The sequence below is a fragment of the Sphingopyxis sp. EU05-FHT14B03 genome (genome assembly GCF_058790875.1).
On record NZ_JBYTDC010000001.1, the window covers coordinates 182341 to 208801 of the forward strand.

At 65.9% G+C, this 26461-nt stretch carries 27 protein-coding genes and 1 other RNA gene; 7 read left to right on the forward strand and 21 right to left on the reverse strand.

Annotated features, from left to right (window positions below; genetic code table 11):
- Positions 1-13: 13 nt before the first annotated feature.
- The 10 genes from AC3WS4_RS00975 to dapA all read right to left on the reverse strand — a co-directional run bounded on the left by AC3WS4_RS00975 (position 14) and on the right by dapA (position 10337).
- Positions 14-601: a hypothetical protein gene (locus AC3WS4_RS00975; protein ID WP_492740204.1), complete on the reverse strand. Its 588-nt coding sequence runs from the start codon at positions 599-601 to the stop codon at positions 14-16.
- Positions 591-1214 carry a glutathione S-transferase family protein gene (locus AC3WS4_RS00980; RefSeq protein ID WP_492740203.1) on the reverse strand — a complete coding sequence of 208 codons (624 nt, stop codon included), beginning with the start codon at positions 1212-1214 and terminating at the stop codon, positions 591-593. Before AC3WS4_RS00980 ends, AC3WS4_RS00975 begins: the two co-directional genes overlap by 11 nt.
- A 12-nt stretch (positions 1215-1226) precedes the next feature.
- Positions 1227-2042: an agmatinase gene (gene speB, locus AC3WS4_RS00985; protein WP_492740202.1), complete on the reverse strand. Its 816-nt coding sequence runs from the start codon at positions 2040-2042 to the stop codon at positions 1227-1229.
- Positions 2043-2183: 141 nt separating this feature from the next.
- Positions 2184-3257 carry a recombinase RecA gene (gene recA, locus AC3WS4_RS00990; RefSeq protein WP_056349659.1) on the reverse strand — a complete coding sequence of 358 codons (1074 nt, stop codon included), beginning with the start codon at positions 3255-3257 and terminating at the stop codon, positions 2184-2186.
- A gap of 122 nt (positions 3258-3379) precedes the next feature.
- Positions 3380-3733: a response regulator gene (locus tag AC3WS4_RS00995; RefSeq protein WP_056349656.1), complete on the reverse strand. Its 354-nt coding sequence runs from the start codon at positions 3731-3733 to the stop codon at positions 3380-3382.
- Positions 3733-6048, reverse strand: a complete 2316-nt coding sequence (locus AC3WS4_RS01000; protein WP_492740350.1) for a hybrid sensor histidine kinase/response regulator — start codon at positions 6046-6048, stop codon at positions 3733-3735. The genes AC3WS4_RS00995 and AC3WS4_RS01000 overlap by 1 nt, the downstream gene beginning before the upstream one ends.
- A 146-nt stretch (positions 6049-6194) precedes the next feature.
- Entirely contained in the window at positions 6195-8258 is a 2064-nt protein-coding gene (locus tag AC3WS4_RS01005; protein WP_492740201.1) for a M13 family metallopeptidase, read from the reverse strand.
- 84 nt (positions 8259-8342) lie between these two features.
- On the reverse strand, positions 8343-8972 hold the full coding sequence (locus AC3WS4_RS01010) for a DUF2062 domain-containing protein (protein ID WP_082545114.1): 630 nt from the start codon (positions 8970-8972) through the stop codon (positions 8343-8345).
- The gene (smpB, locus tag AC3WS4_RS01015) at positions 8969-9454 is read right to left on the reverse strand and encodes an SsrA-binding protein SmpB (protein WP_056349650.1); all 486 of its coding nucleotides are present in this window, start codon (positions 9452-9454) and stop codon (positions 8969-8971) included. The genes AC3WS4_RS01010 and smpB overlap by 4 nt, the downstream gene beginning before the upstream one ends.
- A 7-nt stretch (positions 9455-9461) precedes the next feature.
- Positions 9462-10337, reverse strand: coding sequence for a 4-hydroxy-tetrahydrodipicolinate synthase (gene dapA, locus AC3WS4_RS01020; protein ID WP_187139433.1), 876 nt, complete (start codon positions 10335-10337; stop codon positions 9462-9464).
- Between the two features lie 101 nt (positions 10338-10438).
- Here dapA and AC3WS4_RS01025 point away from each other — a divergent pair, with 101 nt between their 5' ends.
- Positions 10439-12472: a lytic transglycosylase domain-containing protein gene (locus AC3WS4_RS01025; RefSeq protein ID WP_492740199.1), complete on the forward strand. Its 2034-nt coding sequence runs from the start codon at positions 10439-10441 to the stop codon at positions 12470-12472.
- A 6-nt stretch (positions 12473-12478) separates the two neighbouring features.
- Complete coding sequence (locus AC3WS4_RS01030) at positions 12479-13012, forward strand: GreA/GreB family elongation factor (RefSeq protein ID WP_492740198.1); 534 nt, start codon at positions 12479-12481, stop codon at positions 13010-13012.
- Here the strand turns inward: AC3WS4_RS01030 and AC3WS4_RS01035 are convergent.
- On the reverse strand, positions 12969-14678 hold the full coding sequence (locus AC3WS4_RS01035) for a caspase family protein (protein ID WP_492740197.1): 1710 nt from the start codon (positions 14676-14678) through the stop codon (positions 12969-12971). The two genes, AC3WS4_RS01030 and AC3WS4_RS01035, sit on opposite strands and share 44 nt — an antisense overlap.
- 239 nt (positions 14679-14917) lie before the next feature.
- Between AC3WS4_RS01035 and AC3WS4_RS01040 the strand changes: the two genes are divergently transcribed.
- Entirely contained in the window at positions 14918-15574 is a 657-nt protein-coding gene (locus AC3WS4_RS01040) for a hypothetical protein (protein WP_492740196.1), read from the forward strand.
- Positions 15575-15589: 15 nt separating this feature from the next.
- On the opposite strand, the gene AC3WS4_RS01045 is transcribed toward AC3WS4_RS01040, so the two are convergent.
- The 10 genes from AC3WS4_RS01045 to AC3WS4_RS01090 form a co-directional block, all read right to left on the reverse strand.
- Positions 15590-15742 carry a hypothetical protein gene (locus AC3WS4_RS01045; RefSeq protein WP_200938049.1) on the reverse strand — a complete coding sequence of 51 codons (153 nt, stop codon included), beginning with the start codon at positions 15740-15742 and terminating at the stop codon, positions 15590-15592.
- A gap of 75 nt (positions 15743-15817) precedes the next feature.
- Positions 15818-16210: RNase P RNA component class A (gene rnpB / locus AC3WS4_RS01050), an RNA gene on the reverse strand.
- A gap of 107 nt (positions 16211-16317) precedes the next feature.
- A complete protein-coding gene (locus AC3WS4_RS01055) occupies positions 16318-16551 on the reverse strand; it encodes a hypothetical protein (RefSeq protein WP_156377747.1) in 234 nt (77 codons plus the stop codon).
- 8 nt (positions 16552-16559) lie between these two features.
- A complete protein-coding gene (locus AC3WS4_RS01060) occupies positions 16560-17249 on the reverse strand; it encodes an N-acetylmuramoyl-L-alanine amidase (RefSeq protein ID WP_492740195.1) in 690 nt (229 codons plus the stop codon).
- A 70-nt stretch (positions 17250-17319) separates the two neighbouring features.
- Positions 17320-18177: a CheR family methyltransferase gene (locus AC3WS4_RS01065; protein WP_492740194.1), complete on the reverse strand. Its 858-nt coding sequence runs from the start codon at positions 18175-18177 to the stop codon at positions 17320-17322.
- Complete coding sequence (cheB, locus tag AC3WS4_RS01070; protein ID WP_492740193.1) at positions 18174-19292, reverse strand: chemotaxis-specific protein-glutamate methyltransferase CheB; 1119 nt, start codon at positions 19290-19292, stop codon at positions 18174-18176. Before cheB ends, AC3WS4_RS01065 begins: the two co-directional genes overlap by 4 nt.
- A gap of 10 nt (positions 19293-19302) precedes the next feature.
- Positions 19303-19677, reverse strand: coding sequence for a response regulator (locus tag AC3WS4_RS01075; protein ID WP_056349620.1), 375 nt, complete (start codon positions 19675-19677; stop codon positions 19303-19305).
- 66 nt (positions 19678-19743) lie between these two features.
- The gene (locus AC3WS4_RS01080) at positions 19744-20181 is read right to left on the reverse strand and encodes a chemotaxis protein CheW (protein WP_262408102.1); all 438 of its coding nucleotides are present in this window, start codon (positions 20179-20181) and stop codon (positions 19744-19746) included.
- Positions 20178-22571: a chemotaxis protein CheA gene (locus AC3WS4_RS01085; protein WP_492742578.1), complete on the reverse strand. Its 2394-nt coding sequence runs from the start codon at positions 22569-22571 to the stop codon at positions 20178-20180. Before AC3WS4_RS01085 ends, AC3WS4_RS01080 begins: the two co-directional genes overlap by 4 nt.
- A gap of 64 nt (positions 22572-22635) precedes the next feature.
- Positions 22636-23280, reverse strand: coding sequence for a histidine phosphotransferase family protein (locus AC3WS4_RS01090; protein WP_492740191.1), 645 nt, complete (start codon positions 23278-23280; stop codon positions 22636-22638).
- Positions 23281-23409: 129 nt separating this feature from the next.
- On the opposite strand from AC3WS4_RS01090, the gene AC3WS4_RS01095 reads away from it, so the two are divergent.
- The 4 genes from AC3WS4_RS01095 to AC3WS4_RS01110 all read left to right on the forward strand — a co-directional run bounded on the left by AC3WS4_RS01095 (position 23410) and on the right by AC3WS4_RS01110 (position 26441).
- The gene (locus tag AC3WS4_RS01095) at positions 23410-24006 is read left to right on the forward strand and encodes a hypothetical protein (protein WP_492742580.1); all 597 of its coding nucleotides are present in this window, start codon (positions 23410-23412) and stop codon (positions 24004-24006) included.
- A gap of 51 nt (positions 24007-24057) precedes the next feature.
- On the forward strand, positions 24058-25011 hold the full coding sequence (locus tag AC3WS4_RS01100) for an RluA family pseudouridine synthase (protein ID WP_492740189.1): 954 nt from the start codon (positions 24058-24060) through the stop codon (positions 25009-25011).
- 81 nt (positions 25012-25092) lie between these two features.
- Positions 25093-25995 carry an RNA polymerase sigma factor RpoH gene (rpoH, locus tag AC3WS4_RS01105; RefSeq protein WP_056349598.1) on the forward strand — a complete coding sequence of 301 codons (903 nt, stop codon included), beginning with the start codon at positions 25093-25095 and terminating at the stop codon, positions 25993-25995.
- A 59-nt stretch (positions 25996-26054) separates the two neighbouring features.
- Positions 26055-26441 carry a cupredoxin domain-containing protein gene (locus AC3WS4_RS01110; RefSeq protein WP_492740188.1) on the forward strand — a complete coding sequence of 129 codons (387 nt, stop codon included), beginning with the start codon at positions 26055-26057 and terminating at the stop codon, positions 26439-26441.
- The last annotated feature ends 20 nt before the right edge of the window (positions 26442-26461 follow it).

Below are 26461 nucleotides of genomic sequence, written 5' to 3' on the forward strand. Positions count from 1 at the left end.
CAGACCTGTACCGTCAAAAGGCGGTCGCGATCCCCTTACCAAGATAACAGGGCAGCTGGCGCAGGACTTCGGCCTTGGGGATGCCATCCTCCATCATCTCGATCGGCACCTCGGACGTGTCGGTGCGTACGATGGTGAAGCCCGATCCCGGGGCCGCGCGGTGGACGACGACATAGCCGCAATCCATCGTACCGTCGGCGCGATCGCCGCGAAAATCGAAGGCGGCGTAAAGCCCCGGCGGCTGCCCGGCCGGATCCTGGTACCAGCTCAGCCGCAGGACGCGGATGATGCCGTCGGCCCAAAGCGTCTCGCGCTTGCGCAAATTGGTTTCCCATTCTAGCCGCGGGTTCGACGCCTGAAACGACAGCCGCAACATCGCATAGGCCGACGCAAAATCGCGCCGCGCGAGCGCCATCGTATAGGATGCGACACGGCCCATCGCGTCACTCTCGTCGGCGGCGTCCGGCACGAAGCTTGCCCCTTCGGGGGCGTTGACGACGCGCTCGACCTCGGGACCGAGCAGCGGCGATTGCGCCGCCGCCGGAACCGCGAGGCCGAGCAGGACGGCGGTGGCAATAATGCGCAGGCGGTCAGAAGACAAAATAAGCCCCGCCCTTCGCACGCGCCGCCTGCCACGTCGGGCGTGCGTGCATCGCGGCCACGAAGGCCGCCAGCTTGGGATATCGGTCGGCGCCGCCCATCGCGGCAACCTCTGCCGGGAAGCTGAGCATGATGTCGGCCGCCGACAGCCCGTCGCCGATGAAATGGCCGGCGTCGTTCACTTCATTGTCGAGATAGCGGAAATGCGCGTCGAGTTGCTCGTCGATCCGCGGCTTCACCGGCGCCGCGGCGTCGCCGAGCCGGCCAAGGTAGATGTTGAGCAGGATCGGGGTCATCGCCGATCCTTCGGCGAAGTGGATAAGTTCGAGGTGGCGGACATGGTCGTCGGTGCCGCGCGCTGGAACGAGCGCCTCACCGCCATAATTGTCGCACAGATATTCAGCGATCGCGCCCGATTCCTGGATCACCCGCCCCGCATCTTCAAGCAACGGCGATTTGCCGAGGGGATGAATGGCCTTCAATTCGGGCGGCGCGAGGTTGGTGACGGCGTCGCGCTGGTAGTGCTTGATTTCATAGGGCACACCCAGTTCCTCGAGCAGCCACAGGATGCGCTGCGAGCGGCTGTTGTTCAGGTGGTGGACGATCAGGCTCATGTCGCTCTCCTCTTATGGTGTGTAGGTCCCGTTGCGATCGATCAGCGCCGCGATCTCGCGCACCAGCTTGGCGCCGAGGATCGCGGTGACCTCGCCGGTATCGCGGCCGGGATGATGTTCGACGATATCGGCGCCGATAATCGGCGCGGTCTGTTTGTGCAGGACGGCGAGCAGTTCGCGCACCGTCAGTCCGCCAGGCTCGGGATGCGCGACGCCGGGCGCCGCCGACGGGTCGATGCCGTCCATGTCGATCGAGATGTAGAGCGGGCCTTCGAGTACCGGCACCGCATCGGGGGTGAAACCCGCCATCGGCACGATCTCGACCCCGAAGCGGTCGGCCTGCTCGCGGCAGTGTCGGTTCAGCGTGCGGATGCCGACCTGCACCAGCCGCGCGGCATGGCCGCCATCGTAGATGCGGGCGAAGGGCGACGCGTGGCTGCGCGGATTGCCCTCGAAATCGTCGTAGAGGTCGGGATGCGCGTCGATATGGAGGATGTTGACCGGCCCGAAACAGGCCGCCGCCGCCTCGACGAGCGGAAGAGTCACGGCATGGTCGCCGCCGAGGGCGAGTGGAATTTCACCATCTTCGCGCACAAGCGCGACGTGGCGGCGGATCATCGCGTCGTCGCGCGCGGTGTCCTCGGTCAGCGCGAGGTCGCCGTCGTCGGCGAAGGCGATGTCGGTGCCGAGTTCGGGGCCGAGTTCGCTCGCCATATTGCCGCGCTCGCTCCAGAGCTGGGCGCGGATCGCGGCGGGCCCGGCGGCGGCGCCGCGTTCGAAGCTGCTGTTGACGTCGGTGGGCAGGCCAAAGAGGCGGATCGCGGGCATGGCGTGCTTGTAGCCGCTCGAAGGGGCCGCGCAAGGCCAACGGCGGGCGGGCCGGTCCGCGAGAGGGTTGCGAACCTGAGGGGCAAGGAACCCGCCGCCGTTGGACGGCCGGTCCGCAGGAACGGACCGACCGGATTCCTATCAGTCGTCGGTGTCGTCGTCGGGGCCGACCATCATTTCCTCGGCGACCTGGTCTGTCTTGCCGCGGATCGCGGTTTCCAGCCGTTCCATCAGTTCGGGGTTATCCTTGAGGAAGGTCTTGGAATTCTCGCGGCCCTGTCCGATGCGGATCGAATCATAGCTGAACCAGGCGCCCGATTTCTCGACGATGCCCGCCTTGACGCCGAGATCGAGAATCTCGCCGATCTTGGAGATGCCCTGGCCATACATGATGTCGAATTCGACCTGCTTGAACGGCGGCGCGACCTTGTTCTTGACGACCTTGACGCGAGTGGTGTTGCCGACGATTTCGTCGCCATTCTTGATCTGGCCGGTGCGGCGGATGTCGAGGCGAACCGAAGCGTAGAATTTCAGCGCGTTGCCGCCCGTCGTTGTCTCGGGGTTGCCGTACATCACGCCGATCTTCATGCGCAGCTGGTTGATGAAGATCACCATGCAGCGCGAACGGCTGATCGAGCCGGTGAGCTTGCGCAGCGACTGCGACATCAAGCGCGCCTGCAGGCCGACATGGCTGTCGCCCATCTCGCCCTCGATTTCGGCGCGCGGAACGAGCGCGGCGACCGAGTCGACGACGAGCACGTCGATCGCGTTCGAGCGCACCAGCGTGTCGACGATTTCGAGCGCCTGTTCGCCGGTGTCGGGCTGCGACACGATCAGTTCGTCGATATTGACGCCAAGTTTCCTGGCGTAGACCGGGTCGAGCGCATGTTCGGCGTCGACGAAAGCGACGGTGCCGCCGCCCTTCTGCGCCTCGGCAAGGACGTGGAGTGCGAGGGTCGTCTTGCCCGAGCTTTCGGGGCCGTAGATTTCGATGACGCGCCCGCGCGGCAGGCCGCCGACGCCGAGGGCGATGTCGAGTCCGAGCGATCCGGTCGAAATCGCTTCGACCTGCATCGTCTCCTTCGAACCCAATTTCATCACCGAGCCCTTGCCGAAGGCGCGATCGATTTGTGCCAAGGCGGCGTCGAGCGCCTTCTGCCTGTCCGTGCTGTTCACTGATTTCCCCGATTCGACGAGTGACAATTGACCGGCCATGACCGTCCCTTTCCTGCTCTATCGCGAAGGCAGAAGCATCGCAACGCCGGACCTGTGTACGGTATTTGTTCTAAAGGAACAAGAGTAGAACAAAATTTATTGCGACGGCGCAAACCGCACGCTTATCCGTCGAAAAATTCGTTGAGAACGGTTTCGATTTCGCTGAGCCGGAACGGCTTCGATACCAGTTTGCGGTGGGCGTGCGCCGGCGGAATCGCGTCGCCACCACCCGACGTGAAGGCGAAGGGAATATCCTTCGCCGCGAGCGCATCGGCGACCGGCCAGCCCTTCGCCTCGCCGAGATTGATGTCGACCAGCGCCGCGTCGACCGGCTGCGCCGCGATGATCGCCAGAGCATCCTCGACGCTCGCCGCCTGTGCGGGTTCGGGGAAGCCCAGCGCGTCAAACATGTCGACCAGCATCATGCCGATCAACACATCGTCCTCGACGAGCAGGATGTTGCGATTCGCCGTCATCAGCCGGCCCGCTGCGCCGCGGCATCGAGCGCCGCCGAGGTCGCCTCGGTCAATTGCGCGACCGAAAAGGGTTTGGGAAGGAAGGACACATGATCAATATCGATCGACTGGCGCAATTGTTCCTCGGCATAGCCCGACATGAACAAAACGGGCAGGTCGGGACGCTTGGCGCGCAACGCGCGGACCATCGCCGGCCCGTCCATCGTCGGCATCATCACGTCGGTCAGGATCAGGTCGACCTTGTCCATCTGGCCGAAGCGTTCGAGCCCTTCCTCGCCCTGCGACGCGGTGACGACGGTGTAGCCGGCGCGGGTCAGCGCGCGTTCGGCGACCGCACGCACCATATCCTCATCCTCGACGAGAAGGATCGTGCCGGTGCCCCACTGGCTCTTCTTGGGTTTGGGGGGCGGCGGCGCGACGGCGGGCGCATCCTTGCCGGCGCGATGGACCGGCAGGTAGATGGTGAAGCTCGCGCCTTCGCCCGGCTTGCTGTCGGCGAAGATGAAGCCCGCCGACTGCTTGATGATGCCATAGACGGTCGAGAGGCCGAGTCCGGTTCCCTTGCCGACATCCTTGGTGGTGAAAAAGGGTTCGAAAATCTTGGGCAGCACGTCGGCGGGAATGCCGCCGCCGGTGTCGCTGACCTTGAGCGCGCTATAATCGGCGGGCGGCATCACGTCGCTGCCCATCGCGCGCACCTCGGCGGCAGTGACCGGATAGGTTTCCATCGTCAGCGTGCCCTGCCCCGCCATCGCATCGCGCGCATTGACCGCAAGGTTGATGATGACCTGTTCGAGTTGCCCCGGGTCGGCACGCACCGCGCCCAGTCCGCGCCCGTGGCGCACCGACAATTGCACCGTCTCACCGATCAGCCGCTTGAGCAGATGCGACACCTCCGAAATCACGTCGGGCAGCTGCAGGATTTGCGGACGCAGTGTCTGTTGCCGCGAGAAAGCGAGCAATTGCCGCGTCAGGCTGGCGGCGCGATTGGCGTTGCTGCGAATTTGCTGGATATCGTCATAATCGCTGTCGCCGGGCGTATGCCGCATGAGCATCAGGTCGCAGCTGCCGAGCACCGCGGTCAATATGTTATTGAAATCATGCGCCACGCCGCCCGCGAGCTGGCCGACCGCCTGCATCTTCGATGCCTGCGCGACCTGGCGCTTGAGCCGCGATTCTTCGCTCGAATCCTTGAGGCTCAGCAGTACCGCCGCCTCGCCGAGCCCGCGCACCCCGACGACGCGCATCGACACCGGCTCGTCGCCCTGCCCGGCGAGCCGGATCGACAGGTCGCCGCCGACCTGTTGTCCGCTGCTGTGGCGGCGAATCATGTCGGCGAGCGGCCCCTTGTCCTCGCTGACCACGATATCGCCGGGGTAACGCGGCATCTTCGCCTCGGACAATCCGGCGGCGCGGACGAAGGCACGATTCATGTAGAGGAAGCGTCCGTCGCGATCGACCATCGCGAGGCCGAAGGGCAGCAGGGACAGCAAGGTCTCGACATAAGTTTGCGCGGTGCCGCGATCGGCCGCGCCGACCTCCTCGTCGATCAGCGCCAGCAGCATCGGACCATGGCTGTCGGCAGGGATCAACGGGATCTGGAGCAAGCGGACCGGCGTCGCGCGTTCGCCCTCGCGCCCGAAATAGAGCGTCCCGGCATCGTCGAGCCGGAGCAGCGGCGCGACGTCGCGGCCCGCATAATGGGTCGCGTCGCTCTCCCCCAGCGCGCGCAGCAGGAAGGCGTGATTGGCAACGCGCAGCCGTCCCTCGGCGTTGACCAGCGCCGCCATGATCCCCGCCTGGCCGAGCGTGCGGCCCGCCGGGCCATCGAGATGACGGCTGATTTCGGAGACGAGATCGAGCCGTTCGACCGCCGAAAAACGCCACACCAGATAATCTTCGGACAGGCCGGTGCGGATCACCTGTGCGCGCAGGTGGAGGGTGCCGACCGTCAGGTCTTCGACCTCCCCCTGGCCGTCGCGCCAGGCAGTGCGCCCGGCGTTCTTGAGCAGTTCGGCGCCGCGTCCTTCGAGCGGCAGGCCGGGCGGGGTCACGAAGCCGCCCATCCAGGTCGCGAACAGGTCGTTGGCGCAGACGAGTCGTCCGGCGCGGTCGGTCACCGCGATACCGACATCGTCATGATCGACCGCAGCGCGCAGCATCGTCCAGTCGGGCAACGCCGCCTCGCCGCCGACGGCCGCAGGAAAAAGTCGGCGCAGCAGGATCACCGCGCCGCCGGTAACCGCCAGCCCGGCGAGGAAACCCGCCGCCAGCACCGCGTCGCGCGTCGCCCAGAACAACAGCGCCATCGACATGATCGCCAACCCGCCGAGCAGCGCCGCGTCGAACCGCGACAGGCCGCCGGCAAGCTCCGGCGACACCCCCGGGCCTGCCCCCCTGCTGAAGTCGTTTTCAGCGGAAGGCAGGCTCGTGGTGGTCAATGAGATGTCCCTTTAAGGCGTTACCAGATGCGGACGCGGTCCGCCGGCGCCAGATACAGCTTCTGGCCTTCCTTGATCTGATAGGCCTTATACCAAGGGTCAAGGTTGCGCGAGACCCAAGTCCGCTGGATCGAGGGCGAATGCGGATCGGTGGTGATACGCTGCGCCAGATTCTGCTCGCGATAGTTGCGCCGCCACACCTGCGCCCAGCCGAGGAAGAAGCGCTGGTCGCCGGTCAGTCCGTCGATCACCGGCGCCGGCTTGCCGCCCAGCGACTTCTGATAGGCGTCATAGGCGATCGTCAGACCCGCGAGATCGCCGATATTCTCGCCCAGCGTGAACGTGCCGTCGAGATGTTCGCCGGGCAGCACTTCATAGGCGTCATATTGCGCGACCAGCGCCTTGCCGGCGGCTTCGAACGCCGCGACGTCGGCGGGGGTCCACCAGTCGGCGAGCTTGCCGGTCTCGTCATATTTCGCGCCCTGATCGTCGAAATGATGGCTGATCTCGTGCCCGATCACCGCACCGATGCCGCCATAGTTGACCGCCGCATCGGCGTGCGGGTCAAAGAAGGGCGGCTGCAGGATCGCGGCCGGGAAGACGATCTCGTTCATGCCGAAATTGGCGTAAGCGTTGACCTCCATCGGGGTCATCCCCCATTCCCAGCGACGGATCGGACCGCCGAGGCGGCTGACATTGTCGTCATGTGCGAACTGGTTCGACCGCAACGCATTGCCGAACAGGTCGTCGGCCTTGATCTCGAGCTTGCCATAATCCTTCCACCGGTCGGGATAGCCGATCTTGGTGGTGAAATTCGCAAGCTTCTTCTTCGCCTTCACCTTGGTTTCAGGCTGCATCCATTCGAGGTTGCCGATGCGGGTGTCGAGCGCGGCGAGCACATTCTTGACCAGCCCGTCCATCGCCGCCTTGGTTTCGGGCGGGAAATATTTCGCGACATAATCCTGCCCGACGGCCTCGCCCATATTGTTGGTGGTGAAATCGACCGCGCGCTTCCAGCGCTCCTGCATCTGCGGCGTGCCCGACAGCGCGGTGCCATAGAAGGAGAAGGCTTCCTTGGCGACGGCATCGGGCAGCACGCCCGAGAAGGCGTCGAGGCTGCGCACGATCAGCGCGTCGCGGATCACGCCGATCGGCGCGTCGGCGAGCAGCTTGGCCTCGCCGGTGAAGGCGGTCGGCTGCGCCACGATCAGCGAGGTTTCGTTGATGCCGATGCCCTTGACGAAGGCCGCCCAGTCGAAGCCGGGAGCCGCCTGCGTCAGTTCACCTATCGTCATCTTGTTATAGGTCTTGGTCGCGTCGCTGCTGTCGTTCTTGTCCCAATGGACCGTCGCGACCTGCTTTTCGAAGTCATAGATCGCCTGCGCGCGCGCCGCGGCGTTGGTTTCGCCCGCCAGCAGCAGCACATTTTCCAGATGCTTGAGGTAGGCCGCCTGCAGCTTGGCGTTACGCTCGCCGTCCTTCAGATAGAAGTCGCGGTCGGGCATGCCGATGCCGCCCTGGAACACCGAATAGATGTAGACGTCGGGGTTCTTGTCGTCCTGCCCGACATAGCCGCCGAAGAAATGCTGGACGCCGCTGCGGTCGGCTTCGGCGAGCAGCTTGGCGAGGCCCGCCTTGTCGACGGCGCGAATCTTGGCCAGCCAGGGCTGGATCGGCGCTAGGCCCTTGGCCTCGACCGCCGCACCGTCGAGATAGGAGGCGTAAGCGCGGCCGATCATGCTGTTCGGGTCGCTCTTCGCCACGTCGAGGATTTCGCGGGTGCGCGTCTGCGACAGGTCCGCGAGCGCGGTGAACATGCCGTAATTGGACTTGTCATCGGGGATGAGGGTCTTCTTGGCCCAGGCGCCATTGGCATAGGCATAGAAATCGTCGCCGGGCTGGACGCTCTTGTCCATGCCGGTCGCGTCGAAACCGAAATCGCCGATCTCGGGCTTGGCTGCGGGTTTCGCGGCGGCCTCGGTCGTCGCCGCCTTTTCCTTGGCGATGGCGGGCACGGCGGCAAAGAGCAGGGCGCCAAGCGCCGCGGTCGCCAGAAGGCGAGGATGCTGTGTCGGACGAGTCATGATATTCCCCAGTGGTATATGGCTCCGCGATGTATGCGGGGCGATCTTGCGATGGGAAAATCTATACGCCGCCGCGCGGGCGGTTCAACCGACGACCGTGTCGCTCGTCGATGCCTCAAGTCGTTTGTCGCGCGCGCGGCTGATTTTGCGGCGCCAGCGGAGGCGAATCCAATTGTCCCAGATCACCGACGCGAGCACATAGCCAACGACCGCCGACACCGCCGAGATCACGAACAACCCCGCCAGTCCGCCGAGCAGCGCGGTGCCGGCATTCGCGGTGAACCAGTCCCACCATTCGACGAGCGAGGCACCCTCATCATAGAGAATGTAGAGGTTCGAGACATTGGTGTGCAGCCCGAACAGGAAGCTGCCGAGCCACACCGACGCCGCGAGGATCAGCGGCGTGGTCACCGGGTTGGACAGGAAAGTCATCGCAGCGCCGATCGGGATATTGGCGCGAAAGGGCAGCGCGAGCAGCGCGACGCCAAGGATCTGGACGCCGGGGATGAGGAAGAAGATACCGACGAACAGCCCGAGCGCGGTGCCGCGCCGCACCGAAGTGCGCGTGAAGCGCCACAAATGGCTGTGGGCGACGCGGTGCGCGAACGGCTTGATAAAGCGGCTTTCCAGCAACTCCTCGCGCGAGGGCGAGTTGCGGCGGATCCAGTTCATCACCGCCGCCTTGTCGCGCACCTTTTTCTCCGGCCCGCTCATCCGCGGTCCTTCATCAGGCGCTGCTTGTCGCGCTTCCAGTCGCGTTCCTTGATCGATTCGCGCTTGTCATGCGCCTTCTTGCCCTTGGCGAGCGCGAGTTCGACCTTGGCGCGGCCGCGGCTGTTGAAATAGACCGAGAGCGGCACGAGCGTCATGCCCTGCCGCGCGACGCCGGCGTGCATCTTGTTGACCTCGCGCCAGTTGAGCAACAGCTTACGCGGCCTTTTCGGTTCATGGTTCAACCGGTTGCCGTGGCTATATTCGGGAATGTTGGCGTTGATCAGCCACACTTCACCGCCTTTTACCTCGGCATAGCTTTCGGCGATCGTGCCCTCGCCGAAGCGCAGCGCCTTAACCTCGGTCCCTTGCAGCGCGATTCCCGCCTCGAACACCTGCTCGATGGCAAAGTCGAAGCGTGCGCGCCGGTTCTCGGCGACGATCTTTTTCTTGTCGAATTCGGCGGCAGACTGCGGGCGGGCCATTTTGAACCTAGATCACTCCGGCCGCGGACAATGCGGCATCGACGGCCTTGCACGATGCATCGGACGCCGGGATGATAGGTAGGCGCACTTCGGGCGAAAACCAGTCGTGGAGGCGCGACAGCGCATATTTTGCCGGCGCGGGCGAGCTGTCGCTGAACATCGCCCGGTGCAGATCGAACAAGCGGTCGTGCAGCGCCAGCGCCTTGGCCCAGTCGCCCGCGGCGCAGGCGGCGGCGAACTCGGCACACAGGCGCGGCGCGACATTGGCGGTGACCGAGATGCAGCCGACGCCGCCCATCGCGGCGTGCGGCAGCCATAGATCGTCGTTGCCGCTGAGCTGGCAGAAATCCTTGCCCGCCCCCGCCCGGTGCATCGTCACGCGGGCGAGGTCGCCGCTGGCATCCTTGACCGCGACGATGCTGGGAATTTCGGCGAGCTTGTTCATCGTCTCGGCGCCGATGTCGGCGACGGTGCGGCCGGGAACGTTATAGACGACGATCGGCAGGTCGCTCGCATCGGCGAGCGCTTGATAATGGGCGAGGATGCCCGCCTGGCTCGGCTTGTTGTAATAGGGCGCGACGATCAGCGCCGCGGCGGCGCCGGCGGCCTGCGCATGGCGCATGTGGCGGATCGCGGTGGCGGTGTCGTTCGACCCGCAGCCGGCGATCACCGGTACGCGGCCCGCAGCGGCATCGAGGCAGCAATCGATGACCTGATAATGTTCTTCGAAACCGAGTGTCGGACTTTCGCCCGTCGTCCCGCACGGCACCAGCGCGCTCGTCCCCTCGCCGATCTGCCAGTCGACCAGCCGCGCGAACGCCGGAGCGTCGAACGCCCCGTCGCGAAACGGCGTCACCAAGGCGGGAATCGAACCCGAAAACATGCCGGACTCCTTTACAAAAACGGCGCCGCGACCGATAGCTGGCCAAAGCGCGCCCGCTCATGGACGCCTATTCAGCGCCCCGCAAGGAGTTTGCCACTAGCATGGCCCTTATGAATTCGCTGCTACCCGTTTCCCGCCTCGCGCTCGCCGCGGCCCTCTTTCTTCCCACCATCGCGCACGCCAGCGAGCTCACCCCCGAACAAATGGCCTGGTACCGGGCGCAGATGGGGCTCGCCACGGCGTCGGCGTCGCCACCGGTCAGCACCAACTCGGTCGGCGATGCGGTGATGGAATGGCGGCGGCTGACCGCCAACAGCGGCGCCTCGTTCGACCAGCTGTCGCGCTTCCTGCTCGCCAACAAGGGCTGGCCCGATTCCGACAAGATGCGCGCGCGCGCCGAAAAGGCGATCGCGATCGACAGCTATGACCCCGCGCGCACCCTCGCCTATTTCCAGGCCTATCCGCCGCAGACCGCGAGCGGCCATTTGCGTTACGCGCTCGCTCTCAACGCCTCGGGCCGCCGCGACGAAGCCAATGCCGCGGTGCGCCGCGCCTGGACCGGCGGCACGCTCGACGAGGTCGAGACGAGCCGGGCGCTGTCCTTCTTCCCCGGCGCGCTGACGCTGGCCGACCATGACGCGCGCATGGACCGCCTGCTGTGGTCGGGCGCGACCGGCGCCGCGAGCCGCCAGCTGGCTTTCGTCTCTCCCGACCGGCGCGCGATCTTTGCCGCGCGGCTCGCGATGCGCAGCAATGCCGTCGACGCCGCGCTGCAAGCCGCCGCGGTCGAAAGCGCCAACCCGGCGCTGACCCGTAGCGATGCGGGCTATATCACCGACAAGGCGACCTGGCTGCGCAAGGCGAACCGCGTCGTCGAGGCGCGCGCGCTGCTCGCGGCGCCGCGCACGCTGACCCGCGCGCCGACCGATGCCGAGGAATGGCTCGAGACCCTGCTCACCAACGCGCGCGCGGCCGACAGCGCGGGCGACAAGCTCACCGCCTACAACATCGCGCGCCAGCTCAGCGACACCTTCCCGCCGGGCACCGTCGTCCGCGAAACCCCGCTCAGCGTGCGCGACGATTATACCTCGCTGGCATGGCTCGCGGGCCAGCTCGCCTTCAGGGATTTGCGGCGCCCGGCCGAAGCCGTGCAGTTGTACCGCACCTATGGCGAGGCGGCGCGGTCGGCGCAGACGCGGACCAAGGGCTTCTACTGGGCCGGGCGCGCCGCGCTCGCGGCGGGCGACAGCGCCACGGCCAACGCCCATTTCGCCGATGCCGCGCAGCATTATGACCAATATTACGGCCAGTTGTCGCTCGAGCGGCTGAGCCGGCCGCAGCCGCGCCCTGTGCCCGTGCCGTCGATCCAGATCAGCCAGGCCGAAAAGGCCGCGTTCGAGGACGACCGCCTCGTTCGCGCCGCCCGGGCGCTCGGCGAGATCGGCGCGTGGCGCGAACAGTCGCTGTTCCTGCGCGCGCTCGCCAACCGCGCGACAACGCCGTCCGACCATGTCCTCGCGGGCCAGCTGGCGTCGTCGATCGGGCGCCTCGACCTTGGCGTGATGATCGGGCGCAGCGCGCAGGCGAACAGCCTCGACGCGGTCGAGGTGTCGGGCTTCCCGACCGTTCGCGTTCCTGCGGGTCATGAGGGCAACTGGACCTTCATCCACGCGATCACGCGGCAGGAAAGCCAGTTCGACCGGCAAGCGATCAGCCACGCCGGGGCGCGCGGGATGATGCAGCTGATGCCAGGCACGGCGCGCGAGGTCGCGGGCAAGCTCGGCCTGAACTACGACGCCGGGTCGCTGACCGTCGATACCAATTACAACATGACTTTGGGGTCGACCTATTTCCAGCAGATGCTCAGCTATTTCGGCGGCAGCTATCCGCTCGCGGTCGCGGCGTACAATGCCGGGCCGGGCAATGTGAACAAATGGCTGCGCGCCAACGGCGACCCGCGCGGCGGCGGAATCGAGATGGTCGACTGGATCGAGGCGATCCCGATTTTCGAGACGCGCAACTATGTCCAGCGGGTGCTCGAAAATGCCGTCGTCTATGACACGCTGCGCGACGGCAACCGCGCACTGCCGAACGCGCCGCTGAGCTTCTATCTCGGCAAGCGCACCCCCGGCTGATCGTCCATGGCGGGGGACAAGGCGAACATCATCAGCCCGGCGGGCTTCGCCGCGCTGCGCGCCGAATATGACGCGCTGCTCGGCGGCGAACGCCCGAAGCTGGTCGAGGTGATCAGCTGGGCGGCGGGCAACGGCGACCGCAGCGAGAATGGCGATTATATCTATGGCCGCAAACGGCTGCGCGAGATCGACCGGCGGCTGTCCTTCCTCGCCCGGCGGATGAAGGCGGCACGCGTCGTCGATCCGGCGGAACAGCCCGACAAGAGCCGCATCTGGTTCGGCGCCACCGCCGAACTCGCCGACGACGACGATGCGCGGCGCACCGTGACGCTGGTCGGCGACGACGAGGCCGAGGCGGGCGACGGCCGGATCGGCTGGAACAGCCCGCTCGCCCGTGCGCTGCGCGGCGCCGGGGTCGGCGATTTGCGCACCGTGCAATTGCCGGCGGGACCCAAGGAATGGGAAATCGTCGCCGTCCGCTATCCCTCACGGCGCGTCATTCCCCGACTCCGGCGATCAGGTCGCGCTGGTCCTTCCTGAGTTCGGGAAGGTCGCGCGCCAGCTTGGCCCAGAAGGCCGCCTCCTTCGCGTCGACCGGCACACCGTCGCCCTTCGCATAGGCGTCGGCGAGAATGGCGCGCGAGCCGGCGAAGCCCGCGCGGGCACCGACACCGCAATCCTCGATCGCGTCCCTTCGCGTCTTGTCGGCGAAATGCGCCTCGCACAGCCAGTGATTGCCCTCGGGATTGCCGCCGTCGGCGAGCGTCCGCAGTCGGGCCATGTTCGCGGCGCGCGTGTCGGGAAAATAGGTGAGCGCGAAAATCGCCGCCGGATGCCCTTTCGCCGCGGCCTCGGCGTAGAGCGCCTGCGACCGGACGAAATCGGCGGGGCCAAAGGTGCCCACCGCGAGACGATAGGCCAGATGCGTCTTGGCCTTGGAAAATCCGGCGTTCGACGAGGCGAGATAGAGGTCGTAGGCACGCGTCACATCGTCCGGCGACGGATCATTCTCGAGCAGCAGATAAGCGAGTTCCTGCTGCCCGGCCGCGAACCCCTGCGCCGCCGATTGTTCGAGGTAGGCGCGAGCGCGCGGCAGGTCCTTCTTCACCCCGACGCCCAGCGAGAACATATAACCCGCGAGATGCTGCGCGAGCGGGTGGCCATCGTCGGCGAGTGCGACCAGTTGGGCGGCGGGATGATGCGCCAGGACGTCGGCGACGAGCAGCGGTTCGTCCTCGATCGCCAGCCGGTCGAGCGAAATGTCCGCGAGCGGATCGGCCGCCGGTTTCGCCGGCCCGCGCGTTGCGCCCGCGGTCGGCGCCGCCGCCGCCGTGACTGGCAACGCCGCGGCGGCGGCGCGCGCCTGCGGGACCTCGACCGGCGCGACGAGATAATAATCGTCGAACCAGCTGCCATAGTGAAAGGGCTGCTGCGGCCCGAGCTGCATGCCGAAGGTCGCCTTGTAGACGTCGCGCGACACGATCTTGAAATAGTCCGAAATTTCGAGGCCCGGGATCGCCAGCTGGTGCACCACCGCGGCGGCGAAGGGGCTGACCGGCGAGCCCACCGGTGCAAAATCGAGCGCGGGGCGGCCTTTCGCGGTCGAATAGAAGACCGCACCCTGCCCGATGTCGAGCAGACCGAGCGGCGCCGACCCCGCCACCCCCGCCGCGACATCGACATCCTCGACCCGCACCACGGGTTCGGTGGTGCGGCAGGCGTCAACGAACAACAGGGTGAAGGCGCCTTTGGGAACGACATGCTTCACCAGCGCCTCGATCGACAGATAGCGTTTTTCGACATCGGCGCGGCGCGTCGCGGGCGGTGCGTCCATCGGCACCAGCCAGTTGCGCCCGCCATATTCGAAGCCATGCCCGGCATAATAGATCAGCACCGATTTGGCGCCCCTGGCCTCGGCGGCAAAATCGTCGAGCGCCTTGTCGAGCGCCGCCTTGTCGGCGTTGCGGACGATCCGCGGCGCCATGCCGGCGCGTTCGAAGGCCTCGCAGACATAGTCGATGTCGTTGACCGCGTTCTTCAGCGACGGCCATTCGAAGTCGTTATAGGCGCTGTTGCCGATGAGCAGCGCCACCCGCTCGCCCTTGAGCGGCGCGGTGCCGCAGGATTGCGCCGCAGCCGCCGGCGCGAGGCCGCCCAGCGCGAGAAGTCCGGCGACGAGCGCGATGATCCGCCTGACCTGTTTCATTCTGCCCCCTGCCCCGAGTCGCGGCGATCGATACCGCCGCACCGAAACCCCGGAAAACTTCCCAACTTCACACGCGATCGCATGTTCGGCGGCAACCCCGCGCCCCCGCTTCATGCCGCCGCGAGGGTAAGCCAGCGGGATATTGTAGGAAAGCGCTAACTGCCCTGTGTGCCGCATCACCCCATCGACTGGACGATCGGCTAACAGCTGATACTCTGATCGGGTTGGAGGGAGTGACGATGATGCGAAGCCTGGCGATTGCCGCCGCCCTGTTGCTCTGCGGCACCGCGCACGCCGCGCCGGCCCGCACCCCGATGCCGCCGATCACCGACGCCCTGCTTCTCGACGGGCTGGAACTCGGGGAAGAGATCGAGGGCCGGGTCGATGGCGATCTCAATGGCGACGGCGATGCCGATACGGTGTTCGTGGTGGCGAGCCCCGACGCGCGGACGCTGTATGTCGTCCTGAGCTATCGCGGCGAGGTCGACATGGGGCATGAACCCGCAGGCAATTTCCGCCTGGGTCCCGACCCGCTGGGGCCGGCGACGCTGTCGATCGACAAGGGCGTGCTGGTGGTCGAGGATCTGACCGGCGGCACCACCGCACTGTCGGCGACCTATCGCTATCGCGCGGACAAGAGCCGGCCGAAGATGCGGCTGATCGGGCTCGACACGACGGTGTACAGCCGCACTTACGCCCATGACGGCAACGCGATGAGCTGGAACCTCGTCACCGGCGACGTCGAAACCAAGATGCTGAAACTGACGGGCGAAGGAGAAAATGCCTCCTATGAGGACGCGTTCGTCCAGCGCTTCAAAAGGCCGAGCAAGCCGGTCTTCATGGAGGATACGCCCGACCCCGAGGGGCAGCTGATCGCCTTTACGAGGGCGAAATAGGCCGTCCGCCCGGCGCTATTTGAGCAGCGCGGGAACGATCCACGCAACGGACATTACGACGATCGCCGCGATCAGCGAAAAGGCCAGCACGTAGCGGACATTGTGCCCCTTCACCCCGCCGCTGGCTTCCTCATCGGTCACTTCGATATGTTCATCGACGACTTTCATGGTTTTCCCTTTCGTCCGATTGCGGATCAAACGCGGGAGCCGCCGACGCGGTTCCCGCACCGCTGGCGGGGAGAGGATGCCAGAGGGTCTGTAAGCCGGGTTCTGTCCACCCCTTGCGGGGATAGGCGATCATTCCTCTAGGCCGGCGGTTACCCGACGGCTCAAGCAGTCAACCCGGATGGCGAGACCGGAACCGGTCCTGAGTAACCTCGTGCCATCCCTATTCGACCTTGCTCCCGGTGGGGTTTGCCGTGCCGCGTCCGTTACCGTCCGCGCGGTGCGCTCTTACCGCACCCTTTCACCTTTCGCCGGGCCGAAGCCTTGGGCGGTCTCTTCTCTGTGGCACTTTCCCTGAACCTGTCCGAAGACAGGCCCGCCGGACGTTATCCGGCACCGTGGTTTCCGTGGAGCCCGGACTTTCCTCCCCCGGCGGGATACCCCACCGGCGGCGATCGCCCGACCCTCTGGCGGGAACGAGCATAGCGCGAACGAAATCCATTTACGAGCGATTGTATGATACGGGCGCGCTAAGATGGGAGGTCTGCCGAGCCCACTCCAATCTTATGTCGCACAGACTAGTGCCCGCTGCGGTGTACTGCATTGAGTAGCGCCGAGTACGCGAAATAAATCAGCCCCCCCGCTGCCCCGACCAGCGCTGCAGCCGCAGCGTCATGATCGCTCACGCCTAGATCGATACCAAACACCTGCTTGATGGAGTAGGCTAGCAGAGCAGAAACACAAACTGCCTCAAGCAATATCAAGGTCAGTTTCGCGTCTTTCCGCATCCAATCTGCATCGAAGCGTGCCACTGTCGCCCTCAATCCCCCTCGGGCTGGGGCAGCAGCAGCGCCAACAGGATCGCGCGGCATTCGCCATCGATCGTGCCGTCGATCAGTTCGGGCCGGAAACGGCGCTGGAACGCCACCGTCGCGGCAAAACCGTCGGTGACGTCATAGCCGAACCGTTCCAGCGCGAGCAAAAACCCCGCGTCGGTCCACAGCGGATCGGTCAGCTTCTTGGTCGGGCGCGGCAGCGCGAGACGGCGGCGCGCGAGCTCGTGCCATGGGAAGAGCTCGCCCGGATCCTGCTTGCGCGTCGGCGCGATGTCCGAATGGCCGACGACATTGCCGCGGGTGACCTCGTGCCGGTCCTTGATCATATGGACGAGGCGGACGACCGAGGCGACCTGCGGGTCGGGAAAGGGCACATAGCCATGCTCATGCCCCGGGTTGACGATCTCGATCCCGACGCTCGCCGAATTGATGTCGCTCGTCCCGCGCCAATGCGCGCGCCCGGCGTGCCAGGCGCGCTTGTCCTCGGGCACCATATGGGTGATCTGGCCATCCTCGCTGACGACATAGTGCGCCGACACTTTTGACGCAGGATCGGCAAGCCAATCAATGGCTTCGGCACCGCTCTTCATACCGGTATAATGGAGTATGATCATCGAGACCGGCAGCATGCGCTCGTCGAAATTGGGAGACCAGCGTTCGATAAAATCGCTCATGCGTGTCGCGGCCCAATCGTTGCAAACCCGCCCTCACCTGCGCCAGGCCCGCGCAAATTGCAAGGCGGGTTCAGGCGGCGGCCACGCGCCGCACCTGCTGGTCGGCGGGTTCGTAGAGGCCGCGCAGCCGCGGGCTCGCGACATATTGGTCGGTCTGGCCCAGCACCGTCTCACCCGCGCCAAGCACGAGGAAACTCTGCGGCGCCGCCATCGCGCGCATCCGCGCAAAGGCTTTCTGCCGCATCGGCAGCGCGAAGTAGAGCAGCAGGTTGCGGCAGAAGATGAGGTCGGCGGGACTCGCGAGCGGCGGCCGGTCGGTGAGCATGTTCTGCACCGAAAAATCGATCCGGCGGCGCAGATCGGCCTTCGCCAGCCAGCCCCCCTCGGTCTGGTCGAACCAGCGCACCATGCGCTGCACCGGCAGCCCGCGCTGGATCTCGAACTGGCTGTACAGCCCGACGCGCGCGCGGCTGATCGCGTGATAGCTGACGTCGGTGCCGACGATGTCGACCTGCCACCCCGCCCATTTCGCTTCCTGCTCGGCGAGCAGCATCGCCAGCGAATAGGCCTCCTGCCCCGTCGATACGCCGCAATGCCAGATGGTGATGCGCCGCTTATCGGCGTTTATGACGCGAAGTTGTTCAAGCGCCGTCTTCGCAATGTCATCGAACACGCTGTGTTCGCGATAGAAAAATGTCTCGTTGTTGAGCATCGCGTCGACCGTATCGTCGAGCAACTGGCGGCTGTTCGAGGTCACCAGCGCCGCGACCAGCGCGTCGAGATCGGCGATGCCATGGCGCTGCATCACCGGTTTCAGCGACATTTCGATGCGCCAGATACGGCTCGGCGACAATGTCTGGCCGGTGCGCGATTCGAGCACTCCCATCAGGATGCGATAGGCCGATTCGCTCGCCGTCCCGCCCATCATGACCGGACCCGCCCTTTCAGGAAGCTGCCGAGCATCAGCGCGATCGCATCGGGATTGAGCGTCGCGGCGGCGATCCCCGCCTTGGCGACCGCGCCGGGCATGCCCCAGATGACGCAGCTTTCGGGCGCCTGCGCAAAGATCGTCCCGCCCGCCGCCTTCAGCCGCGCCGCACCGTCGGCGCCGTCGCGGCCCATGCCGCTGAGCACCACCGCCGCCGCGCGTCCGCCATAGACGTCGGCGAGCGAATCGAACATCGGGTCGGCCGAGGGACAGCAACCATTAGCGACCGGACGCCGGTCGAGCGCGATTTCACGGCGGCGCCCGCTGGCGACGACGATCAGATGCGCGTCGCCCGGCGCGAGGTAGATATGATTTTTTTCCACCACCATGCCCGCCGCCGCGACGACGACCTTGCGCGTCGTCATCGTCGCGATCTGTTTGGCGTAAAATTCCATGAAGGCGTCGGGCAGATGCTGGGTGAGCAGGATCGGCGCGGTGATGCGCGGGTCGAGATGTTTCAGGAAGCTGGTGAAGGCGGGAATGCCGCCGGTCGAGGCGGCGACCGCGATGCATTCGAGCGGCTGGTCGGTCTCGATCGCGATCGGCACGGGCGCCGGCACCGGGCGCGCCGCGGCGCGGATCTCGATGGGGGCGATCGACGGCAGATGGCCCAGCGTGCGGATACGGTCGGTCAGCACTTCGGCGAACCGTCCCGAAAAACTGCCGCGGCCGGGCTTGGCGAGCGTGTCGCTCGCACCGAGCGACAACGCCTCGATCGCCGCGGGTCCGCCCTCGATGCAGTTCGACGAGAGGATCAGCACGCGCGCCTTTTCGGCGCGTTCGAGCATCAGCGGCAGCGCGGTGATGCCGTTCATTCCCGGCATTTCGATGTCGAGCACGACGACATCGACGGGTTCGCGGGCCAGAAAAGCGAGCGCGTCCTGCGCCGAGGCGATCGACGCGCAAACGGTCAGGCCGTCGGTCTGGTCGATGATCCGTTCGAGGATGCTGCGTACGACAAGGCTGTCGTCGACGAGCATGACGCGGACGTTGCGCGCCGCCGGCATCGGCGCATCCGCGGCGCCTTCGCGCGCCAGGGGTCGGGAAACCGCCACCCGCCGCGCCTCAGGCGACGCCGACGAGCTGCAATTTTCCTTCGAGCGTTTCGCGGTCGAACGGCTTCATCACATATTCGTCGGCCCCGGCCTCGATCGCGGCACGGATATGGTCGATGCTGTTTTCGGTGGTGCAGAATACGACACGGGGGCGTTCTTCGCGCCCATAGTCGAGATCGTTGAACGCCCCCAGAAATTCCATGCCGCTCATCACGGGCATGTTCCAGTCGAGCAGGATCACGTCAGGACGATTGGCGCGGCAAAAGGTCAGCGCCTCCTGCCCGTCCGCGGCCTCGTCGACTGAAAAGGCCATGCCTTCGAGAATGTGGCGTGCAACCTTGCGGATCACTTTGCTGTCATCGACTACCAGACAGGATTTCGACATAAATTTACTCCGACCCCCGGGTGATGGAACCACCCTAAAGGCAAAGGGGTGTTCAGCCCGTTAATGTCAGGCCGCCCTGGCGACCGGCAACGTGATGAAATGCGACGGGTCGACGACGAGCAGCGAGGCGCCCTCATGCTCGATCATCGCATCGGCGACGCGCGCCCAGCCGGGCAGCAGCCGTCCGGTGACCCGCGTCTCGGGCGCGTCGATGAAACAGACATCCTCGATGGCGTCGGCGAGCAGCGCATAACCATGGTCGGCGACATCGACGACGATCACCCGCTGCCCCGGCGCGACGGCCGTCGGCGGCAGGCCGATCACGACATGCGGATCGATGAGCGTGAAGACGCGGCTGCGCAGCGCGAACAGGCCCGCGACATGCGGCGGTGCCGCGGGGACATGAACGGGAGTTCCCACCGTCACCACCGAATTGATCGCGCGGCTGCGCAGCGCGACGCGCGTGTCGGCGATGCGCGCGATCAAATAGAGTTTTTCCATCATGAACCGGCTCCTGCGACGCGGGTGCGCAGCGCTTCGAGCAGCGCGCCGCGGTCGTAACGATAGATGCTGTCGTCGTCGGGGCCCGTCGCCGCAACCGACGACCGCAGGCGGACGAGCGGGACGTCGGCGGCAACCGGCGCCGACTGTTCGTCGACGAGGCAAAGCTGAACGTCGGGGCGTTCGCCGTCGGCGGTCTCGTCACCGCTGACGACGCGGTAGCCCGCGCCGCGCAGGATCGGCGCGAGGAAGTTCGTCGCCCAGCCGTCGGCATCGTCGGACAGGCGGCAAAGCGGCTGACGGAGCAGCGGCGCGGCCTGGCCGGTACCATATTGCGCCATCAGCCAGAAAGGATCGATCAGTTCGACCGGCTCACCGCCGATCAGCACGACCCCGGCGATCAGCCCCGGCGCCGTCGCGGGCTGGACCGCATCGGGCAGGCGAACGATGTCGATCACCGCCGCGATCGGATAGCAGAGCACCGATCGACCGTCGTGGAGGCGGAGAAGCTTGACCGCTTCGGGGCCGACGGGAACCACGGCGGCGTGGACCGGGAATATCTCGGTACCGATCTGCGCCTTTACCGCGCCCGCGCTTTCGAACAGCGCCGACGCCGGCACTTCCTCGACGCGTTCGATCACCGACAGGCGAACTCCGCGCGTGCGGCCGCCGGCCTCGCGGAACAGCAGCAATTGCGCCGCATCGCGCGCGGCGGCGGCTTCGGCCGCAGCCTCGGCGCTCGCATCGTGGATGCGGCCCGCTTCGGACGCGTCGACCCCGGCGGCCGCGAGCAGCCCCTGGACATCGAGCAGCAGCACCGGGCGGCCATTATCGGGGAGGGTCGTCCCGGCATAGAGTCCGGTCGCCATGATCATCGGCGCGGCGGGCTTGATCACCAGTTCCTCATGATCGTGGATCGCCGCGACGCTCAGCGCATAGCTGTGCCCCTGCCCCGGCCGGACGAGGATGATCGCGCGGTCGTCCTGATCCTCGCTGTCGTCGACGGTGCAGCCAAGGACATGTTCGAGCCGCAGGAGCGGAAATTGCTCGCCGCGCACGGTGGCCAGTTCGCCGCCGCCAACACGGTCGATGCGGACCGAATCGCTCGTTTCGAGCAGGATTTCGCGCACCGATCCGCGCGGAATCGCAAAATATTGGCCCGACGCGCGAACCATCAGGCCGGAGATGATCGTGAGGGTCATCGGGACGCGCAGCACGATGGTCAGGCCGCGGCCCTCCTCGTTGCGCAGTTCGACAACGCCGCCGATCTTCTCGAGGTTCGCCTTGACGATATCCATGCCGACGCCGCGGCCCGAGATCGCGGTAATTTTGGCCGCGGTCGAGAAACCGGGGCGGAAGATGAGTTCGAGCTTTTCGCGCGGGGTCAGCGTCTTGGCCTCGGCGGCGCCGATGACCCGCGCCGAAATCGCCTTGGCGACCAGCGCGTCTGGGGACAGCCCGCGGCCGTCGTCGCGCACCACGATCTCGATCTGGTTGCCCGACTGGCGCGCCGACACGTCGATGCTTGCGTGGATGCCCTTGCCCGCGGCGACGCGCTCGTCGAGCGGCTCGATGCCATGGTCGATCGCGTTGCGGACGATGTGGATCAACGGATCACGGATATTCTCCATCATCTCGCGGTCGAGTTCGACCTCGCCGCCGCTGGTCGAGAAACGCACCTTCTTGCCGAAATCCTGCGCGAGGTCGCGGACGATGCGCGGCAAGGGCGAAAAGAGCTTGTCGATGCGCTGCATGCGCATCTGGCTGACCGACTGGCGCATGCCGGCGATCGAATCGGACAGGCGGTCGAAGGAGGCGATCACCGACGCGTCGGCGCCCGATTCGCGCAGCAGGCGCGCAAATTCGTTGCGCGCGAGCACGATGTCGGTGACCCCGGTCATCAGGCTGTCGAGCAAAGGCAGCGGCACCCGGATCGAACGCCAGCTCTGCAGTTCGGCGTTGATGTCTTCGTCGGTCAGCGCGGCGACGGGTTCGGAGGGCACGGCCGGTGCGGCAGGGCCTTGGTCGACAGCCGCCAGTGCGCCGATCACATCGCTATCGTCGCCCTGCGGTTCCTTGCCGCTGTTGCCGAGCGCCGCGCAAAGGCTCGACAGGCGGTCGACGATCGCGAGCACCGCGGTGACGAGCGCGGCGTCGGCGGCACGATTGCCACGGCGGACCTGATCGAGCGCATCCTCGGCGGCGTGCGACAGCGCGGTGACGCGCGGCAATGACAGGAAACCCGAGCTGCCCTTGATCGTATGGACAAGGCGAAAAATCGCGTCGAGTCCGGCGCGATCGGCGGGGTCGGCTTCCCAGGCGACGAGCGCGCCGCCGGCCTCGGCCAATATTTCTGCCGTTTCGGCGAGAAAATCGTTGAGCAGATCGTCCATCACTTTGTCGGTGCGCCCCAAAATTCTGAGGCTTCACCATGAAGGACAATGGTTAAGGAGGGCTTTACTCGCGCCCGCGCAGCACCGCGCCGACGAGCAGCGAGGTCGGCGTTTCGCGGGCCAGCATCACGGTGCCGCCATTCTGCGCCGCGACCGCCTGGACGAGGATCGCGGGGGCGGTGCGCGACGTCATCGGGCTTGCGCCTTCGCCGTCCTTCAGGATGCGTTCGACATCGGCGTCGAGGAAGATGCGCTCGGCCTCGACGTGCAGCGCGATTTCGATGCCCCCGCCCTGATTCTCGCACCCGATGTCGAGCCGCCCGCCGCGCACCAGCGCGTCGACCAGCAGCAGCGCGAGGTTGAGGACGATCTTCACCGCGGGCTTGGGCAGCGGCTCGGCGCCGATCATCCAGTTGAGGTCGATCGCGCGGTCGCCGATGATCCCCTGGATCGCCGACTTGGCCTCGTCGGCGGGCACCAGTTCGCCGAAACCGCCCGCCGATCCGAAGGCGAGACGAAAGAATTTCAGCTTGTTCGCCGACGTCCGCGCGCTCTGTTCGAGCAGTTCGGTGACGCGCGCGCGCATTTCGGGATCGCGTTCATCGGCGAGCAGTTCGAGGCCGTTGGCGAAAGCCCCGACCGGGCTGAGAAGGTCGTGACACAGGCGCGATGCCAGCATCGAGGCGAAATCGACGCGATCGTCGGACATGGATGGCTATGCTCCCCGCGGATCCGGCAGTTTCCGGCTGGCTGCTCCTAGGGCAGGCATAGCGACCAGTGCAAGGCTTGTGCGTCGTGCGGGGCTTGCGGAGCGATGCGAGCGATGCAAGACAGGGCCATGTTCAAGCTCGGCCTCATCGATCGCACGCGCAGGATGTTTGCGGAGCAATTCGAGGCCGACGGCGACGGCTTTTTGTATCGAAAATACCGCAAGGGCGCCCCTATTCGCGTGACCCCTCGGGAGCGCGATGATTTCGTATCTGCCTTCGAACGCGACTATCCGCGCGCCTATCTTGCCATGATCGCCGGCGCCGTCGTTACATTGCTAGGGCTGGTGACGATCGCGGTCGTCATCGAACGCGATCTCTCGAAGCCGGTCATCTACGCAGCGGTGGGAAGCGTGTCGGCGCTCTTCCTGATCGCCCATCTTCGGGTCTGGAGCGCACCCGCCCGGGCGCTGGAACGCCGGCCAGCAGTGGGCCAGGAACGATCGCGCGCCGAAATGCGCGACATCATGACCGCCGGCACCAGCTATCGCTATTATGTCATGATGCTGACGCTGTTCCTCCTGTTGCTCTTCAGTTTCAGCTTTCGGACCGAGGCTTTCAGCGGCGAGGACATGTTCCTGATCGCCTTCTACGTCTTTGCGTCGGCAATGATCGCGTCTTTGATCCTCCGAAAATGGCGCTTCGACCGGCGAAACCGCACTTCCTGAAGCCTCCCCCGCCCCCTTGAATTTCGGCGCCCCGAAACCACATTCGAACCAATGCAGGGGGACGACCAAGTTTTGACCGTGGCGCTCGGCGATAGCGCCGCCGGGCTGCGGCTCGACCGGGCGCTGGCGGAGGCCTTGCCGGACCTTTCGCGCGAGCGGCTGAAGTCGCTGATCAAGGGCGGCCGCGTCGCCCGCGGCGACGGCACGATCCTCTGGGACCCCTCGGCGAAGGCCGTGCCGGCGACGCTCGAACTGCGGCTGCCCAAACCCGCGCCGGCGCATAATGTCGCGCAGGACCTGGGCCTCGTCATCGCCTATGAGGACGAGCATCTGATCGTCGTCGACAAGCCCGCGGGACTCGTCGTCCATCCGGCGGCAGGCAATTTCGACGGCACGCTGGTCAACGCCCTGCTCCACCATTGCGCCGGGCAGTTGTCGGGCGTTGGCGGGGTCGCGCGGCCGGGGATCGTCCACCGCATCGACAAGGACACCAGCGGGCTGATCGTCGCCGCCAAGCACGACAAGGCGCACGAAGGCCTGGCGAAGCAATTCGCCGCGCACAGCATCGACCGGCGTTATCTGGCGCTCGCCACCGGCCGCCCGATGCCGGCGAACGGCACCGTCAACGCCGCGCTCGGGCGTTCAGCGACCAACCGCAAGAAGATGGCGGTGGTCGCCGAGGACCGCGGCAAGCATGCGATCACCCATTATCGCACGGTCGAACCGCTGAAGGGCGCGACGCTCGTCGAATGCCGGCTGGAGACCGGACGCACCCACCAGGTGCGCGTCCATATGATGCATATCGGTCACCCGCTGGTCGGAGACCCGGTCTATGGCCGCGCCAAAAAGCCGCTGTCGGACGTACTGAAAGCGCGGAATTTCACGCGCCAGGCATTGCACGCCGCCCATTTGGGCTTTATTCATCCGGTGACCGGTAACGTCATCGCGCTCGACAGCGAAATACCCCCCGATATGCGGGAACTGATCGACATATTGCGCGTTTAGGTTTCGAATGAAAATCTATTTTGACCGCGGGACCCAACTGCGGCATTCATGGTTCAAGGATTTTAGGGAAGACGCTCTCCAATGGCTAACAAAAGCAATGTTCCCGCGACGGTGCCGGCGCTTGGCGGCGAAGCCAGCCTCAACCGGTATTTGTCCGAGATTCGCAAATTCCCGCTGCTCACCCCCGAGCAGGAGTTCATGCTCGCCAAACGTTTCCAGGAACATGGCGACAATGAAGCCGCGGCGCAGCTCGTCACCAGCCATCTGCGGCTCGTGGCGAAGATCGCCATGGGCTATCGCGGCTATGGCCTGCCGGTCAGCGAGCTGATCAGCGAAGGCAATATCGGCCTGATGCAGGGGGTGAAGAAGTTCGACCCCGATCGCGGCTTCCGCCTCGCCACCTACGCGATGTGGTGGATCCGCGCCTCGATCCAGGAATTCATCCTGCGCTCGTGGAGCCTCGTCAAAATGGGCACCACCGCGGCGCAGAAGAAGCTGTTCTTCAACCTCCGCCGGATGAAGAACCAGCTCGAAGCGTTCGAGGACGGCGACCTGACGCCCGAACATCTGACCAAGATCGCGACCGACCTCGGCGTTACCGAGGACGAGGTCACCAGCATGAACCGCCGCATGGCGATGGGCGGCGACACGTCGCTTAACGTGCCGATGGGCGAGGATGGCGACAGCCAGTGGCAGGACCTGCTCGGCGATGAAGGCCCGTTGCAGGACGAGCGCGTTGCCGAAGCGCAGGAGCGCGACGTGCGCCACTCGTTGCTCAACGAGGCGCTCGACACGCTGGGTGAACGCGAACGCCATATCCTGACCGAGCGCCGCCTGACCGACGATCCCAAGACGCTCGAGGATCTGAGCCAGGTCTATGACGTGAGCCGCGAACGCGTCCGCCAGATCGAGGTGCGCGCGTTCGAAAAGCTGCAGAAGGCGATGCTCAAGCTCGCGGGCGACCGGCGGTTGGTCGGCGCCTGACCGGGCGCAGGAAATCGGGGCGACACGACCGGGCTTTTCCGGATGAAGGAGTGTTTGCCATGCGTTTCCTGACCCTCGCCGCCGCGGCCCTCGCCATCGCCCTGCCCGTCACCGCCGCCGAAGCTCCGGCGAAGGTGACGGTCGAGATGGCGAATTTCAGCTACACCCCCGCCGACCTGCATCTGCACGCCGGACACAGCGTGACGATCCATTTCGTCAACACCGGATCGGGCGGGCACGACTTCACCGCCGAAGAATTTTTCGCGGCGGCAACGATGGACGCCGCCAATCGCGCGTACGTCGGCGGCGCCAAGGGCCGCGTCTCGCTCGGCAAGGGAGAAAGCGCCGATGTGACGCTGGTCCCGAAGGCCGGCACCTACAAGGTCCATTGCTCGCACTTCATGCATTCGACGATGGGCATGACGGGCAAGATCATCGTCGACTGACCGCCCCCATCAAAACCACC

Coding starts and splice junctions, on each gene's coding strand:
- AC3WS4_RS00980 (WP_492740203.1), bottom strand. CDS start 1,214: ATGAGCCTGATCGTCCACCACCTGAACAACAGCCGCTCGCAGCGCATC.
- speB (WP_492740202.1), bottom strand. CDS start 2,042: ATGCCCGCGATCCGCCTCTTTGGCCTGCCCACCGACGTCAACAGCAGC.
- recA (WP_056349659.1), bottom strand. CDS start 3,257: ATGGCCGGTCAATTGTCACTCGTCGAATCGGGGAAATCAGTGAACAGC.
- AC3WS4_RS00995 (WP_056349656.1), bottom strand. CDS start 3,733: ATGACGGCGAATCGCAACATCCTGCTCGTCGAGGACGATGTGTTGATC.
- AC3WS4_RS01000 (WP_492740350.1), bottom strand. CDS start 6,048: ATGTCGATGGCGCTGTTGTTCTGGGCGACGCGCGACGCGGTGCTGGCG.
- AC3WS4_RS01005 (WP_492740201.1), bottom strand. CDS start 8,258: ATGACTCGTCCGACACAGCATCCTCGCCTTCTGGCGACCGCGGCGCTT.
- AC3WS4_RS01010 (WP_082545114.1), bottom strand. CDS start 8,972: ATGAGCGGGCCGGAGAAAAAGGTGCGCGACAAGGCGGCGGTGATGAAC.
- smpB (WP_056349650.1), bottom strand. CDS start 9,454: ATGGCCCGCCCGCAGTCTGCCGCCGAATTCGACAAGAAAAAGATCGTC.
- dapA (WP_187139433.1), bottom strand. CDS start 10,337: ATGTTTTCGGGTTCGATTCCCGCCTTGGTGACGCCGTTTCGCGACGGG.
- AC3WS4_RS01025 (WP_492740199.1), top strand. CDS start 10,439: ATGGCCCTTATGAATTCGCTGCTACCCGTTTCCCGCCTCGCGCTCGCC.
- AC3WS4_RS01030 (WP_492740198.1), top strand. CDS start 12,479: ATGGCGGGGGACAAGGCGAACATCATCAGCCCGGCGGGCTTCGCCGCG.
- AC3WS4_RS01035 (WP_492740197.1), bottom strand. CDS start 14,678: ATGAAACAGGTCAGGCGGATCATCGCGCTCGTCGCCGGACTTCTCGCG.
- AC3WS4_RS01040 (WP_492740196.1), top strand. CDS start 14,918: ATGATGCGAAGCCTGGCGATTGCCGCCGCCCTGTTGCTCTGCGGCACC.
- AC3WS4_RS01045 (WP_200938049.1), bottom strand. CDS start 15,742: ATGAAAGTCGTCGATGAACATATCGAAGTGACCGATGAGGAAGCCAGC.
- AC3WS4_RS01060 (WP_492740195.1), bottom strand. CDS start 17,249: ATGAGCGATTTTATCGAACGCTGGTCTCCCAATTTCGACGAGCGCATG.
- AC3WS4_RS01065 (WP_492740194.1), bottom strand. CDS start 18,177: ATGATGGGCGGGACGGCGAGCGAATCGGCCTATCGCATCCTGATGGGA.
- AC3WS4_RS01075 (WP_056349620.1), bottom strand. CDS start 19,677: ATGTCGAAATCCTGTCTGGTAGTCGATGACAGCAAAGTGATCCGCAAG.
- AC3WS4_RS01080 (WP_262408102.1), bottom strand. CDS start 20,181: ATGATGGAAAAACTCTATTTGATCGCGCGCATCGCCGACACGCGCGTC.
- AC3WS4_RS01085 (WP_492742578.1), bottom strand. CDS start 22,571: ATGGACGATCTGCTCAACGATTTTCTCGCCGAAACGGCAGAAATATTG.
- AC3WS4_RS01090 (WP_492740191.1), bottom strand. CDS start 23,280: ATGTCCGACGATCGCGTCGATTTCGCCTCGATGCTGGCATCGCGCCTG.
- AC3WS4_RS01095 (WP_492742580.1), top strand. CDS start 23,410: ATGTTCAAGCTCGGCCTCATCGATCGCACGCGCAGGATGTTTGCGGAG.
- AC3WS4_RS01100 (WP_492740189.1), top strand. CDS start 24,058: ATGCAGGGGGACGACCAAGTTTTGACCGTGGCGCTCGGCGATAGCGCC.
- rpoH (WP_056349598.1), top strand. CDS start 25,093: ATGGCTAACAAAAGCAATGTTCCCGCGACGGTGCCGGCGCTTGGCGGC.
- AC3WS4_RS01110 (WP_492740188.1), top strand. CDS start 26,055: ATGCGTTTCCTGACCCTCGCCGCCGCGGCCCTCGCCATCGCCCTGCCC.